The organism is Mycobacterium riyadhense, from assembly GCF_963853645.1.
GTDB lineage: Bacteria > Actinomycetota > Actinomycetes > Mycobacteriales > Mycobacteriaceae > Mycobacterium > Mycobacterium riyadhense.
The window spans coordinates 4642688-4656189 of the sequence record NZ_OY970456.1 but is presented as its reverse complement, the minus strand read 5'-3'; the positions used below and the strand labels follow the sequence as shown (position 1 = coordinate 4656189).

Annotated in this window: 13 protein-coding genes and 1 pseudogene; 9 read left to right on the top strand and 5 right to left on the bottom strand. The window is 64.2% G+C overall.

The genetic code is table 11. The features are described from left to right. Positions 1-99 precede the first annotated feature (99 nt). Positions 100-1296 carry an IS607 family element RNA-guided endonuclease TnpB gene (tnpB, locus tag AADZ78_RS20505; protein WP_341343616.1) on the top strand — a complete coding sequence of 399 codons (1197 nt, stop codon included), beginning with the start codon at positions 100-102 and terminating at the stop codon, positions 1294-1296. A gap of 112 nt (positions 1297-1408) precedes the next feature. On the opposite strand, the gene AADZ78_RS20500 is transcribed toward tnpB, so the two are convergent. Then, positions 1409-1870, bottom strand: a complete 462-nt coding sequence (locus AADZ78_RS20500) for a hypothetical protein (RefSeq protein ID WP_139828970.1) — start codon at positions 1868-1870, stop codon at positions 1409-1411. 111 nt (positions 1871-1981) lie between these two features. Between AADZ78_RS20500 and AADZ78_RS20495 the strand changes: the two genes are divergently transcribed. Then, positions 1982-2221, top strand: a complete 240-nt coding sequence (locus AADZ78_RS20495) for a hypothetical protein (RefSeq protein WP_085252585.1) — start codon at positions 1982-1984, stop codon at positions 2219-2221. 623 nt (positions 2222-2844) lie between these two features. On the opposite strand, the pseudogene AADZ78_RS20490 reads toward AADZ78_RS20495, so the two are convergent. Then, positions 2845-3006: pseudogene (locus AADZ78_RS20490) on the bottom strand (hypothetical protein); the annotation flags it as partial. A gap of 167 nt (positions 3007-3173) precedes the next feature. On the opposite strand from AADZ78_RS20490, the gene AADZ78_RS20485 reads away from it, so the two are divergent. Both AADZ78_RS20485 and AADZ78_RS20480 read left to right on the top strand, forming a co-directional pair. Then, a complete protein-coding gene (locus AADZ78_RS20485) occupies positions 3174-3302 on the top strand; it encodes a hypothetical protein (RefSeq protein WP_264033263.1) in 129 nt (42 codons plus the stop codon). 9 nt (positions 3303-3311) lie between these two features. Continuing rightward, the gene (locus AADZ78_RS20480) at positions 3312-4811 is read left to right on the top strand and encodes a serine hydrolase domain-containing protein (protein ID WP_085252583.1); all 1500 of its coding nucleotides are present in this window, start codon (positions 3312-3314) and stop codon (positions 4809-4811) included. 14 nt (positions 4812-4825) lie between these two features. Here AADZ78_RS20480 and AADZ78_RS20475 read toward each other — a convergent pair whose 3' ends face one another. Continuing rightward, positions 4826-4951 carry a hypothetical protein gene (locus AADZ78_RS20475; protein ID WP_264033262.1) on the bottom strand — a complete coding sequence of 42 codons (126 nt, stop codon included), beginning with the start codon at positions 4949-4951 and terminating at the stop codon, positions 4826-4828. Positions 4952-5362: 411 nt separating this feature from the next. On the opposite strand from AADZ78_RS20475, the gene AADZ78_RS20470 reads away from it, so the two are divergent. Both AADZ78_RS20470 and AADZ78_RS20465 read left to right on the top strand, forming a co-directional pair. Further along, entirely contained in the window at positions 5363-7129 is a 1767-nt protein-coding gene (locus AADZ78_RS20470) for an IS1634 family transposase (protein ID WP_239655096.1), read from the top strand. A 93-nt stretch (positions 7130-7222) separates the two neighbouring features. Beyond that, positions 7223-8134, top strand: a complete 912-nt coding sequence (locus AADZ78_RS20465) for a class I SAM-dependent methyltransferase (RefSeq protein WP_085251827.1) — start codon at positions 7223-7225, stop codon at positions 8132-8134. Between the two features lie 177 nt (positions 8135-8311). Here AADZ78_RS20465 and AADZ78_RS20460 read toward each other — a convergent pair whose 3' ends face one another. Further along, the gene (locus AADZ78_RS20460; RefSeq protein WP_204903350.1) at positions 8312-9751 is read right to left on the bottom strand and encodes an ISNCY family transposase; all 1440 of its coding nucleotides are present in this window, start codon (positions 9749-9751) and stop codon (positions 8312-8314) included. Positions 9752-9956: 205 nt separating this feature from the next. On the opposite strand from AADZ78_RS20460, the gene AADZ78_RS20455 reads away from it, so the two are divergent. The 3 genes from AADZ78_RS20455 to AADZ78_RS20445 are packed head-to-tail and all read left to right on the top strand — an operon-like array spanning position 9957 to position 12311. Next, a complete protein-coding gene (locus tag AADZ78_RS20455) occupies positions 9957-10142 on the top strand; it encodes a hypothetical protein (RefSeq protein ID WP_139829059.1) in 186 nt (61 codons plus the stop codon). Next, positions 10139-11065 carry a class I SAM-dependent methyltransferase gene (locus tag AADZ78_RS20450; RefSeq protein ID WP_139829058.1) on the top strand — a complete coding sequence of 309 codons (927 nt, stop codon included), beginning with the start codon at positions 10139-10141 and terminating at the stop codon, positions 11063-11065. The genes AADZ78_RS20455 and AADZ78_RS20450 overlap by 4 nt, the downstream gene beginning before the upstream one ends. A gap of 25 nt (positions 11066-11090) precedes the next feature. Further along, entirely contained in the window at positions 11091-12311 is a 1221-nt protein-coding gene (locus AADZ78_RS20445) for a peptidoglycan DD-metalloendopeptidase family protein (protein WP_085253162.1), read from the top strand. Positions 12312-12348: 37 nt separating this feature from the next. Here the strand turns inward: AADZ78_RS20445 and AADZ78_RS20440 are convergent, their stop codons facing one another. Beyond that, positions 12349-13365, bottom strand: coding sequence for a hypothetical protein (locus AADZ78_RS20440; RefSeq protein ID WP_085253163.1), 1017 nt, complete (start codon positions 13363-13365; stop codon positions 12349-12351). Between the last annotated feature and the right edge of the window lie 137 nt (positions 13366-13502).

Genomic DNA, 13502 nt, shown 5'->3' with positions numbered 1-13502 from the left:
CTTGGACGCGAAAGCCGTTGATCCGGCCCATGAGTCGGTGGGTTGGGATCTGGGTTCGCTGCGTAAGGCGTGGAACGTCGCTAAGCACGAGGTGGCGCCGTGGTGGGCGGAAAACTCCAAGGAGTGCTACTCGGCGGGCTGGCCGATCTGGCTTCGGCGTTGGGTAACTGGAGCGCCAGCAAGAAAGGCACCCGAAAGGGCAGGCGGGTGGGTTTCCCCCGATTCCAATCCGCGCGACGCGACCCGGGCCGGGTCCGGTTCACCACCGGCACCATGCGGGTCGAGGACGACCGCCGCACGCTCACGGTGCCGGTGATCGACACCCTGCGAGCCAAGGAAAACACCCGCCGCGTTCAACGCCACCTCGCCTCGGGCCGCGCCCGCATCCTGAACATGACGCTCTCGCAGCGCTGGGGGCGGTTGTTCGTCTCAGTCAGCTACGCGCTACGCACACCCGACACCGACAAGACCCCAGCCCAACCGGCGGTGCGCGCCGGGGTCGACCTCGGGGTGCGCACGCTGGCCACCGTTGCGACTCGCGACAGCATGACAGGCACCCAAACCCTTGTCGAATATGAAAATCCGGCCCCGCTGAAAGCCACCCTGACGGCACGACGGCGAGCCGGTCGTGAACTTTCCCGCCGCATCCTCGGCTCCAACGGATATCGGGCAGTGAAAGCCAAGCTGACCCGCCTGGATCGCCGGTGTGTGCATCTGCGGCGGGAAGCAGCCCACCAACTCACCACCGAGTTGGCGGGCACCTACGGCCAGGTCGTGATCGAGAATCTCGACGTGACCGCGATGAAACGCAGCATGGGGAAACGCGCCTACCGGCGCGCGGTCTCCGATGCCGCGATGGGGTCGGTCGCGCCCATGATGGCGTACAAGACCACCCGATTTGGCAGCACCCTGATCGTGGCGGATCGCTGGTTTGCCTCCAGTCAGATCCATCACGGTTGCTACCTTCCCGACAGCAGTCCGTGCCGCCTGGAAGGTAAGGGCCGCATCGACAAACACCTCGTCTGCCCGCAGACGGGTGAAGTCGTTGACCGTGATCGCAATGCTGCACTCAATCTTCGTGACTGGCCGGATATGCCAGTTGTGGCCCAGTCAGGGCCACGGCCCCGTTCGTCAGCAGTTCCGGCAGGGGCGCCGGAGACGGCGGCTCAGACGATCAGGACTACCGATCGCCTGGGGAGTTTGCGTAAGACCCGCCCGCAAGGGAAGGCCGCGAGCAGTGAGGCCAAAACCGGAGTCGCACTCGCGACAAAGGAACTCCGCAAGGAGAGCGCTTGAATGAGACTCACAAACGCTCACTCAGACGCAACGGAAGAGCAGCCGACTGCCGGGATCGGGTGGTGTACGCGTGTCCGCTCGGAGATGTCCAGATTGTGGCGCCCGCGGGCATTCATCTGAGATACACCCCAATCGACGGCGCGGACCAGGGCGAATGCGCGTCACAGGGGAACAGCGACAGCACGTTGCCGACGAAGCCCACAACCAGGCCACCGAGCAGCAGACCGACCGCGACCCACCGGCGACGGTCGCTGATGTCGTTCTGAGCGGTGACGTAGGTCAGGAGTGCGCGGCGTTGTTTCGCGGCTGCGGGGCCGGTCTGTTCGACGGCCACGTCAGCCAGCTGATCAGCCAGCTGGGACATCGCTACGTCAAGCCCGAAGGGGCGGGGCTTGTTCGCCATCTCTGTAATTTGTCGGCGGTGTTCCGCGGCGGCTTCGTCTGCATCAGCCAGGCCCGACTTCAAGCGCCGCATATTGCCGATGCTCGTGCGCACGTCCTGGATCACCAAGTAAGCGCCCGCCATTTGCAGCGCGAAACCGACTATGTAGAAGACCAGGGCTGCGACCTTCATCGCCGTCACGGTACCGACGACCACCGCCGCCGATCTGTTGCGCCGCGCAGCAGCGACGGGTTGTGTCACCGGCCCCTGCTACGGTCGTACGCTATTACCGAACCCAGCGAGATGACCTATCGCTACGTTGTCGCCGAACTCGACCCGGACGGAAACCCGATCAGCTATCTGCGAGGGCTAGCGGTCAAAGAGTTCGGGCCTGAACTCACTTATCGACTGACGCCCGACCAGACGCAGGCGTGGAGGTTCCGAGACAGGGAGAGCGCGCAAGTGCAGGCCGACCGGTTCAACTCGTCTTCTGCCAACCCGCACCTGACGGTCACCGAACTGGCGGCGGCGGACATTGCTTAGGCGTAAAGCGTGTCGGGTGCGGGCATCATTCTGAGATACACGTCGGCCCCAGAGGTTCAGCTCGTTTCACCGCCAACGCGTCGAGCTCGGTGTGGGGGATTACCTTCTCGCATAACCACAGCAGACTCGTCTCATCGACCACAGCCGCGAGGCATCGAACGCACTGATCGAGTGGCGCATCACCGCGAACGTCGCCGAACGGGTCTGGCTCCCAAGCGACTGGGCTCTGCACCGATACCGCCGTGAGGTTCATCCCGATCGCGTTGGTAATCGGACCCATTCCAGCCCAAGCCGCACGCGCACCAGCCTCGTTCGGCCAGTACGGGTCACCCAGGCTCAAAATAGATATCCACATGGGAGACATGGTCTTTCTCGGGTGCCGGAACGAGGCCACGAAAGGTTGACTTCTGTCGGGGACCTCTCCAAATATCTGGCGCCGGCGCCCCTTCACGAACGTGTCCCACCCGGCTGACAACCGCACGATGTGTGCGGCGTGGTCATTGACCTGCCGACCGCTGAAGTAAAGGGCAGCGGATCGGAACCGGAAAACCAACGGCCTCCCTACCTCAACAACGGACCCGATCTTCGCCGATTCGCGAGGAAACTTTCGCCGATACGCGAAGTTACCTTCGCTGATTCACGGATACTTGCTCACCGATTCGCGATACCGTTGTGCCCGAACAAGAACATCTGCCGCCCAAGCGGTGCAACCGAATCCACACCAGCAGGCCCTTGGGATCCCGGCGCGTCACCACGGAGAACCAGCCGAAGCGCACCCACTCCTGGGGCTTCGCGATGTCTATGTAAGTCCAGCTATATTGACAGTCATGTGGACAGTGCCGCTGAAGGCCAAAGACAAGCCTTCCGCGCTAATTGACGAAGCGGATACAGCCCACGAAGCCAGTCAGATCAGCCGCCACGGGCCGAGTCGTCGCGGTCACTATGTCCGCCGATGATCTCGAGTCCCTCGACGCGGGCCTGCCCGCGGCGCGGACTCGGTATCGCCGTGGAGCTCGTGCGGGACGACGCCGACTACACCGACAACAGCGAGCAGATCTGCAGATGGTTCAGCCTGAAGTGACAGGCGGCGATGCGCCATTGTCGTGCAGCTGTCACCGAATTTGGGTGTGCGCTAGGCCGACTGCCGCACGAAAGCGCCGCTGCAATGGTTGAAACTGCCGCCTGCACAGACCTTGGCGTAGCGTTCGACGAACTCGATGCCAAGATCAACGCGGGCATGAAGGCGTATGCGATTCCTGGCGTCGCGGTTGCTGTCTGGGCTGGCGGCCAAGAATACGTGAAGGGCTACGGAGTCACCAATGTCGACCATCCCTTGCCCGTCGACGGCGACACTATCTTCCGAATCGGTTCCACTACAAAGACTTTCACAGGAACAGCGACGATGCGGCTGGTCGAGCAGGGCAAGGTAGACCTGGATTCACCTGTGCGCCGCTACATCCCCGACTTCGCGGTGGCCGACGAGTCGGTCAGCGCCACGGTGACCGTCCGCCAACTGCTCAACCACACCGCAGGCTGGGATGGTCGCAATGGGCAGGACTTTGGGCGCGGCGATGACGCGGTGGCGCGCTACGTCAACTCAATGACACGTTTACCGCAGCTGACTCCTCCGGGAACCACGTTCGCATACAACAATTCAGGTCTTGTGGTGGCGGGTCGCATCATCGAGCTTGTCGCCGGAACAACCTACGAGTCTGCGATCCAGAAGCTGGTGCTTGACCCGCTGCAGCTGGCTCACACCCGCTACTTTTCCGACCAAATAATCGGTCTTAATGTGGCGGCATCGCACAAGGTCGTCGACGGCAAACCCATTGTCGATACCGACTTTTGGGCATTTCCACGTAGCTGCAACCCCACCGGTGGGTTGATGTCCACAGCGCGAGATCAGCTGCGCTACGCACGGTTCCACCTCGGCGACGGCAGGGCGCCTAACGGCCAGCAGATTCTGAGCCGACAGTCGCTGGAGGCAATGCGCTCGAACCCGGGCGCGGGCGGAACACTTTTCGTCGAGCTGATCGGGATGGGCGTGACCTGGATGCTGCGGCCCTCCGCGGAGAATGTGACCGTCGTTGAGCACGGCGGCACCTGGAAGGGGCAACGCTCTGGTTTCGTCATGGTGCCCGATCGCAACTTCGCCATGACCGTGCTCACCAACTCTGATGGCGGATTTCATATGATTAACGACCTTTTCTCCTGCGGCTGGGCGTTGCACACATTCGCCGGTGTCAGCAACCTACCTGCCACACCGGTACACCTCGGCGCCGTCGAGCTCGCGCCCTACGAGGGCCGGTACATCGCCGAGCAAGTCTCCCAAAATGGCAGCCTCGAGCAAGCGGTCATCGACTTCCGGGCAAGGGACGGCCAGCTCGCTGGAAGCATCGGCGCTGGCGATGCCAACCCGGATGGCGAAAATAGCGCCAAACTGGGCTTCGCCTTCTACCGACCCGACTACGGGCTCGACCTCGGACCCGACGACAAGCCCACCGGCAGTCGGTCCAACTTCGTCCGCGGACCGGACGGCAACATCGCCTGGTTCTGTAGCCAGCACGGGCGCCTGTTCCGACGCCAATAGCAGCACCGATGAATTCAGCCAGCGTCACCACTGGTGGAATGCGCAAGGTATTCAGCCACCAGCGCTCCCGCTACGGCGCAGGTGTGCGTCGAAGCCGCCGGAGAGCACCAGCGTTGCAGGTGCAGCGTAGCGCGGTTCATGGTGTGAGTCTGGGTTCGGCCCGTGAGCCGTGGTGTCCTGCACGGGCGGGTTGTTGAGGCAGACGCTGCGGTGTTCGGGACCGCGGAGGTCGTTATGGGCGCCGTGGGCGGACGGGTGGGCCGTGCACGAGCCGAGCAAGCTGCTCGCCGATGTGGCGATCTCGGTCGCTCGGAGTGGTGACTGTGCGGCCGATGCCGCGGTGGTGAGCGCTCAGCTTGCTCGGCTTGGGCAGGTGGCCTCCGGTGCCACGGTCACGGCTAAGCCGAAGTTGCGTCGGGTGAGATGGCGAATTTGGCGGTTGAGCTGGGATCTGTGTGGGTTTGGGGCCTGGATATGTAGCCAGTGAATGTGGCGTGTTGATGACGCATATTGGTGAATTTGCCTGGTAGTATCCGGTTATGGTGAAGCCGATGCGAATGCATGTAGCCCGAACACCGAGCAGGTACGTGGACAAGGCCGGCAACGTGCACCGCTACGAGTCGGTGCTGGTGCGCCGCACCTACCGCGAGGGCAAGAAGGTCCGCCACGAGACCCTGGCCAATCTGTCCAAGCTGCCCGCGGAGGCGATCGCCGCGATCGAGGCAACGCTGAAGGGGCAGGCACTGGTACCCGCCGAGGCGGCGTGCACCATCACTCGCTCGCTGCCGCACGGGCATGTGGCCGCGGTCGCCGCGATGGCCCGCCGATTGGGGTTTCCGGGCCTGTTGGGCCCGGCCTGCCGATCTCGGGACCTGGTGCTGGGGTTGATTATCTCGCGGGTGATCCGCCCGGCCTCCAAACTGTCCACGCTGTCGCGATGGGCCGATTGCACCCTGGGGCCCGACCTGGCGGTGGCAGATGCGTCTACCGATGAGGTGTATGCCGCGATGGACTGGTTGGCCAATCGCCAGGACGCAATCGAGAAGAAGCTAGCCGCCAAACACCTTGGGCCAGAGGCGAACCCAAGCCGGATGGCGTTGTTTGATCTGACCAGCTCGTGGGTGACCGGGCGGTGCTGTGAGCTGGCCGCCTATGGCTATTCCCGCGACGGCAAGAAGGGCCTGCCGCAGATTGAATACGGGGTGCTCACCGACCCGGCCGGGCGCCCGGTGGCGGTACGGGTAGTGCCCGGGGACACCGCCGACCCGGTCGCGTTCAGCGACATCGTCGAGGTGATCCGCGACCGCTTCGGGTTGACCCGGCTGGTGCTGGTCGGCGATCGCGGCATGATCACCTCCGCGCGCATCGACGCGCTGCGCAAGCTCAACGACAGCCCCGACACCGCAACGGCTTTCGGGTGGATCACGGCGCTACGCGCCCCGGATATCGCCACACTGGCCGCCGAGCAGGGACCGCTGCAAATGAGCCTGTTCGACACCCAAGACCTCGCCGAGATCAGCCACCCCGACTACCCGGGGGAACGGTTGATCGCTTGCCGCAACCCCGCCCTGGCCACCGAGCGGGCCCGCAAACGCAACGAACTGCTGGCCGCCACCGACGCCGACCTGGCCGCCATCGCCGCCCGGGTGGCATCCGGGCGCCTGCGCGGAGCGGGCAAAATCGGCGAGGCCATCGGCCGGGTAATCGCCAAACGCAAAGTAGGCAAGCACTTTCGCCGCGAGATCACCGACACCACCTTCACCTACCACCGCGACCAGGCCGCCATCGATGCCGAAGCCGCCCTCGATGGCATCTACGTGCTACGCACACCGGTACCCGCCACCGAACTCGATCCGACCGCGGTCGTAGAAAGCTACAAGAACCTGGCCCACGTCGAACGCGACTTCCGCAACATCAAAACCGACGACCTGGATCTACGACCCATTCACCACCGCCTCGACGAGCGCGTCCGCGCCCACGTACTGATCTGCCTGCTAGCCTGCTACCTCATCTGGCACCTGCGCAAAGCCTGGGCGCCACTGACCTTCACCGACGAACACCCACCCACCCGCGACAACCCCGTCGCCCCCGCGCAACGCTCACCGCAGGCCCAAGCCAAGGCCTCCACCCAACACGACGCCAACGGCAACCCGCTACGCAGCTTCCGCGGCCTACTCGACCACCTAGCGACCCTGACCCGCAACGACATTCACTACCACGGCACCAACGCCACGGTGCCCACCTTGGCCGAACCCACCCCCGATCAACGCCGCGCCTTCGACCTCATCGGCACCCCGATCCCACTAACCGCAGCGTAGCCAGAACCACCACCCCAACAAGACCAGCAAAACCCCAGGTCAACTAGAAATCCACTCACCCATAACGCCGCAACTTCGGGCTAAGGTGGGCTGATGGCCCGCACCGACGACGACAGCTGGGATCTGGCGTCTAGCGTCGGCGTCACCGCGACCATTGTCGCGGCCGGGCGCGCGATGGCCACCAAGGATCCGCGCGGTTTGATCAACGATCCGTTCGCCGAACCTCTGGTCCGTGCGGTGGGGTTGGATTTCTTCACCAAGATGATGGACGGCGAACTCGACATGTCGACGATCGCGGACGTCGCACCGACCGTGGCGCAGGCGATGGTCGACGGAAACGCCGTCCGCACGAAGTACTTTGACGACTACGTACTCAGCGCCACCGACCGAGGGATTCGACAAGTGGTGATCCTCGCGTCCGGGTTGGACGCCCGGGCCTACCGTCTGCGGTGGCCGACCGGGACAGTGGTGTACGAGATCGACCAACCACAAGTGATGGAGTTCAAGACGACGACCATGGCCGAACTAGGCGCCGAACCCTCCGCCACTCGGCGCGCCGTGCCCATCGACTTGCGCGCAGATTGGCTGACGGCATTGCAAGCCGCCGGGTTTGACTCGGCAGCACCGACAGCGTGGCTGGCCGAGGGGTTACTGATTTATCTAAAGCCGGAGGCCCAGGACCGGCTGTTCGACAACATCACCGCACTCAGCGCGCCCGGGAGCATGGTAGCGACCGAATTCGTTACCAGTATCGTGGATTTCGGCGCCGAGCGAGCGCGGACCATATCCAGCCCGTTCCGCGGCCATGGCGTCGACATCGACTTGGCTGCGTTGCTCTACACCGGCCAACGCAACCACGTCCTCGACTACCTCGGCGCCAAGGGCTGGCAGCTCCAAGGCGTGTCGCTAGCAGAACTGTTCCGGCGCAGCGGCCTCAATGTGCCCGCTTCAGATGACGACGACGTCATCTTCATTAGCGGCGGCTTGACCGACCAGTCGCGGTGACCGGACTGAACCTACGTCCGCTCAAATGCGCCAGGAACGCGTTCACCGATGCCGCTTCATCCCCGTGGCTATCGGCTAATTACTTCGACCTGAAAAAGTGACGGCCCCTGAGTCTGCTGTTGGTGCGCGAATACCGCGTGACTGTGGAGGCAGAGATCCGTGCTTTGGGGCGTCGGGTCATGCTGCGAGGCCGCTGATCTTGACTAGGTTGTGGGCGAGGACGCCGTGTCCGGTCCAGATTCGGGTTCCTTCGGTGCCATCGATGGAGGAGCGGCTCCAACCGTAGTTTCGTTTGAGAGTGCTGATGCGGCCTTCGCTGCCGGTGCGCCACTTGATTGTTCGTCGGAAGGCTGGCCGGTGTTCCTCGGCTTGCCGAGCCTTGCCGGGTTTGCCTTTTCGCGGTATCACGACCGTACGTACACCGAGGTCGTGCAGGTCGTTTTCGACGCGTTTCTCGCCGTAGCCGCGGTCGGCGGTGACGGTGCCCGGGGTACGCCGGGCGCGTTTGGTGACCCGTTTGACCGCGGGCGCTAGTTGCGGCGCGTCGGGTGGATTGCCTTGCTCCACACGGTGGTCCAGGACGATGCCGTCGTCGTTGTCGACGATCTGGGCCTTGTGCCCGAACTCGACCGGCCGGCCCAGCCTGCCCTTGGCGATCGGGCGGGCATCGCCGTCGTGAAGGCTGACCCGCCGACTCGCCCCGTCCGGGATGTGCCCGGCGACGCGCTGCTGGGTCTGCGCCACGATCTGCCGCGTCGCTTCCAGCAGTTTGGCCAGGTCGTTGACCGCACGCACCAGCCGGCCACGTCGCCGGCCGGCTGCTGCATCATGCTCGCCGCGGGCGCGCAGGTCGGCAGCTTTGACCTGGGCCCGGCGCACCGCCCGCTTGGCGTTGACCAGTAGCCGCTCGGCCTCGCGCGCCGCGGTTTTGGCCAGCACAGCCAGCTCCCCGGTGCTGGTCAGCACCGCGGCCTTGGCCTCGTCGCGGCCCAGCGCGGCGCGAGAGCGCAGTTTCGACGCGATCGCGTGCGCGCGCTTGCCCGCCGCGCGGGAGCGGTCCCGCAGCTGGGTGCGCACCGCGCCCCCAGCGGCCTGGATCCGCTTGCCGATCCCGGCGATCCGGCGCGTCGCCTTGGCCAGCAGACTCGAATCGGTCGGATAGGCCACATTAGCCGGCACCACCGTGGTATCCACCCGAATCCGATTAGTACGCAACAACTTCGCCTCAGCCGCCTTGGCCAACAGCACCTCATTGAGCCCGTCGACCGCCGCACTGCCACACCGGGTGGTCAGCTTCATCAACGTGGTCGGATGCGGCACCGACCCATCCAGTCCGATCCGGCAGAACCGGCGCCAAGTGATCGAATCCGCGACTTCTCGGCACAGCGACTCATAGCCCAGCCGGTAACGGAACTTCAAGAACATCAACCGCAGATAGGTCTCCATCGGCGTGGACGGACGCCCGATCCGTGTATCGAAGAACGGCTCGAACGGGGCGAAGAACACCGGATCATCGAGCAGCCCATCGACCCGCGCCAACTCATCGGGCAACTTCAACAACTCCGCGGGAAGCACTGCCTCCCAAAGCGACACCTGATCGCCTACAGTACGAAACACGATGGCCTCAATCCCTTCCGCAACAAGGGCTTGAGGCCATCTTTCCTGTTCAGCACCATCAACCCGCGGATCAACGCGCCGACTTTTTCAGGTCGAAGTAATTAATTAGAGTGAGTAGTTTCACTAGACACGGCGTTTATATGCGATTCTTTGATCGTAGTTGGGCGAGATGGGATACATACATCTCGCGACGAAGGAACTGTCCGTGGCTGTGGACGGCGACGGCGCCTGGCAGTTGTGCGGAACGGCGGAGGAAACGGTTCGGATTGGTCAACGAATTCGTGGCGATGAGGACGTCGTGCGAAAGTTGCGCCGGGCCGACGAGCTGGCTGCGGCGGGCACGACATCCGTTGTTGCGCGCGCCGAATGCGACGAGAAGGGAGGATTGTGATGCGTAGCGACGACGATAGCTGGGATCTGGCCAGCCATGTCGGCGCGACCGCGACGCTGGTGGCCGCGGGCCGCGCTAGGGCTACCAATTCGGCCGATCCGTTGATCGAGGACCGGTTTGCCGAGCCGTTGGTCCGCGCGGTGGGTATCGAATTCCTTATCAGATGGGCAACCGGAGAGCTCTGCGCGTCCGAGGTCGACGACCCCGAAGCGGTCTGGGGTCTACAGCGAATGACCATCGAGCTGGTGGCCCGCACTCGCTACTTCGATCAGTTCCTTGCGGACGCCACAGCCGCCGGGATTCGGCAGGCGGTGATCCTGGCGTCCGGGCTCGACGCGCGCGGCTACCGACTGCCGTGGCCGCCGGGCATGACGGTGTATGAGATCGATCAGCCGGACGTGCTGAAGTTCAAGGCCGAAACGTTGGCACAGCTGGGTGCCGAACCGACGGCGAATCTGCGGATGGTGCCGGCCGACCTGCGTCACGACTGGCCGGCCGCGCTGCTGCGTAGTGGGTTCGAGCCGGCGCTACCGACCGCCTGGATCGCCGAAGGACTGTTCAGTTATCTGCCCCCGGAAGCCCAGGATCGCTTGCTGGACAACGTCACCGATCTCAGCGCGCCGGCAAGCCGGATGGCCATGGAGACGTTCGTGGGGTCGTTGGACCTGGACTCCGGGCGGGTCGAAGAGATCATCCGCAGTGCGACTCGCACCTGGCGCGACCATGGATTCCATCTAGACATCTGGTCGCTGAACTATTCCGGGGCCCGCAGCGAGGTTTCCGACTACCTCGACAACCACGGGTGGCGATCGGTCGGGACCACGGCCGCGCAGCTGCTGGCCGATCACGACCTGCCCGCGATGCCCGGCAATTGCGTCGTGCCTTCCGACAAGCCCAGCTACTACATTTCGGTGCTCGCGTGATACACGCGACTTAGTGGACAGCATTATGCGGATTCTGGCGGTAACGCGTGCGCACAATGCCGGCGAGACCTTGGCTGATACCTTGGACTCGCTGGCCACCTTCAGCGACGACATCTACGCGATCGACGACCGCAGCACCGACGACACCGCTGCGATTCTCGCAAACCACGCCGCGGTCACGAATGTTGTTCGCGCCCGGGCAGATCTACCGTCCACACCATGGTTGATCCCCGAGTCCACCGGGCTGGAGCTGCTGTACCGGATGGCCGATTTCTGTCGGCCGGACTGGATGGTGATGGTCGACGCCGACTGGGTTTTCCAGATCGACGTCGACATCCGTGAGGTGCTTGCGCGCACACCGGACGACGTAGCGGCGCTGATGTGTCCGATGGTTTCCCGCTGGGATGATCCGGAATACCCGGACATGGTGCCGGTGATGGGCACTGCCGAGGCGCTGCGCGGGCCGTTTTGGCGGTGGTACCCCGGCCTGTATGCGGGACCCAAGTTGATGCACAATTCGCACTGGCCGGCCAACATCACCGATCACGGTCGGATAGGGCAGCTGGACGGAATCCGCTTGACGCACAACGGCTGGTCGACGCTGGAGGAACGGATCTCGCGAGTCAGGCACTACATGCGACTCGATCCGGATTTTCGGCACAACTTCGGTGTGGCCTACGATCGATCCCTGTTGTTCGGCTACGCACTCGACGAGGTCAGCCTCCTCAAAGCGGACTACCAGCGGCGGGTGCGCGGCGACTTCGACCGGACCGAGCCGGGTGCGCGGCTGCCGATCGATGCGGAGCCACGCGCGATTGGCCGCGGATACGGGCCCCGCGCGGACGGTTTCCATCCCGGCGTCGACTTCGCCGCTGACCCCGGCAGCCCGATCTACGCCGTCATATCCGGAACTGTTTGCTGCGCAAGCGATGTCGACCACCTTTACTCGGTGATCATCTCGAACGGCGATACCGAAATCCGCTACGTGTTTCGGCCCGGTGACGACAGACAAATCGCACTCGGTGATCGAATAAGTGCGGGAACCCGGATCGGCAGCATCGGTGCGGAAGACCAATCAACAGACGGTTACCTGCATTTCGAGACGCGGGTTCGGCGCGCATACGTCAATCCGCTGCGCTATCTGGGCAACATGGGGCTGCGGCCGTGGCCGCCGCCGGGGCGGCTGCGCGCGGTATCGGGCAGCTACCCGCCCGCCACACCGTGCACAATCACCGCCGACGAGTGATCTTGGGCGATCTCAGCGCGGCGCGTTGGGCTGTTCGTTACCAAGCCTCGACCCGTTCCAGCAGACTGCGGCCGGCCCGGATCGTCGAGCGGACCTCCTGCAGCAGTTTGGCGGGATGCTGCAGATCCATGTCGTGCAGTCCTTCGTAGCGGTCGATGCCGAAGCCCACCGTCTCGATACGAATGCCGAACGGCAGGGTCAGAGTTCGCAGCGCGTCAAAGTGCTGATAGCGGACGAACGGCTGACCGGTCACCAGTAGACAACTCGATTGCTGCATATCCAATGTCCGCGCGGTAAAGGTGAAGGTATCCGCGGAGGTGGCGCGGCGGTTGTTTGGGTCCGGCGACGGTGCCTCGATCAGTGTGATGGGCAGCCCGAGGTCATTGCTGTCTTCGCCGAAGCGCCAGACCATCTGGCCCCGATGCGGGTCGCCGACCCGCTGCCGCCCATGCCGTACCACTTCGCGAGTATCCATCCCGAACGCGTCGGCCGCGGCGGCCGCCAGGAGATCGAATTCGGTACGCGCGCCCGGCGCGCAGGACGCGACCGCGTCGTCCTCGGACGGCAACAGCCGCCGAGAAGCGGCGGCCAGTACGATGTGACCGACGCGATTCGCCGCAGCCAGGTCCCGCGCCCACCGGGCCCGAAGCGTGTTCGAGTAACGTCCGGTGCCGATCACCAGCATGTAGTCGAATGTTGGCTCAGTGGGCCATGATTCATCTGTAAGGCCCAGCTGTTGCGCCAGCGTCGTGATCGTGTGCAGTTGCCCGTCCGATAAGTCTAGACGTGGGATCATCCACCGTGCCCCGCCGTCGGCGTCTTGGCACCGCACCTGCTCCCCGCTCCGACGTGCCCTCGTCCGGCCCCGGTAATCCCATACCCCGCTGAACTCGTCCAGGGAGGCCAACCGGGCTGCCAGATCGTCGTGCCGCGGGAAAACTCCGCCGAACATCGCAACCAACTGCGCCAGCGCGTCATGTGCACTCCACGCGTCGATCTCCCCGCGCAGCGACGTCAAAAACGCACCACTCACCTCGCCGCCACGCGTCGACACCTCAGCCGGACCGTTCACTTCTATTTCCTTGCTCCCTGAACGCGCCACAACGCCCGCCGCTTGTGGAATGCAACCTTTGACAGCCTAACGGCGGCGTACTGGGCCAAGACGCGCTTTTCCGCCAGGCCCGTAATCGC

Excerpts from the sequence above, each read along its gene's own strand:
- AADZ78_RS20480 (WP_085252583.1), top strand. The coding sequence starts at position 3,312 with ATGCGCCATTGTCGTGCAGCTGTCACCGAATTTGGGTGTGCGCTAGGC.
- AADZ78_RS20470 (WP_239655096.1), top strand. The coding sequence starts at position 5,363 with ATGCGAATGCATGTAGCCCGAACACCGAGCAGGTACGTGGACAAGGCC.
- AADZ78_RS20495 (WP_085252585.1), top strand. The coding sequence starts at position 1,982 with ATGACCTATCGCTACGTTGTCGCCGAACTCGACCCGGACGGAAACCCG.
- AADZ78_RS20485 (WP_264033263.1), top strand. The coding sequence starts at position 3,174 with ATGATCTCGAGTCCCTCGACGCGGGCCTGCCCGCGGCGCGGACTCGGT.
- AADZ78_RS20465 (WP_085251827.1), top strand. The coding sequence starts at position 7,223 with ATGGCCCGCACCGACGACGACAGCTGGGATCTGGCGTCTAGCGTCGGC.
- AADZ78_RS20445 (WP_085253162.1), top strand. The coding sequence starts at position 11,091 with ATGCGGATTCTGGCGGTAACGCGTGCGCACAATGCCGGCGAGACCTTG.
- AADZ78_RS20500 (WP_139828970.1), bottom strand. The coding sequence starts at position 1,870 with ATGAAGGTCGCAGCCCTGGTCTTCTACATAGTCGGTTTCGCGCTGCAA.
- AADZ78_RS20475 (WP_264033262.1), bottom strand. The coding sequence starts at position 4,951 with ATGAACCGCGCTACGCTGCACCTGCAACGCTGGTGCTCTCCGGCGGCT.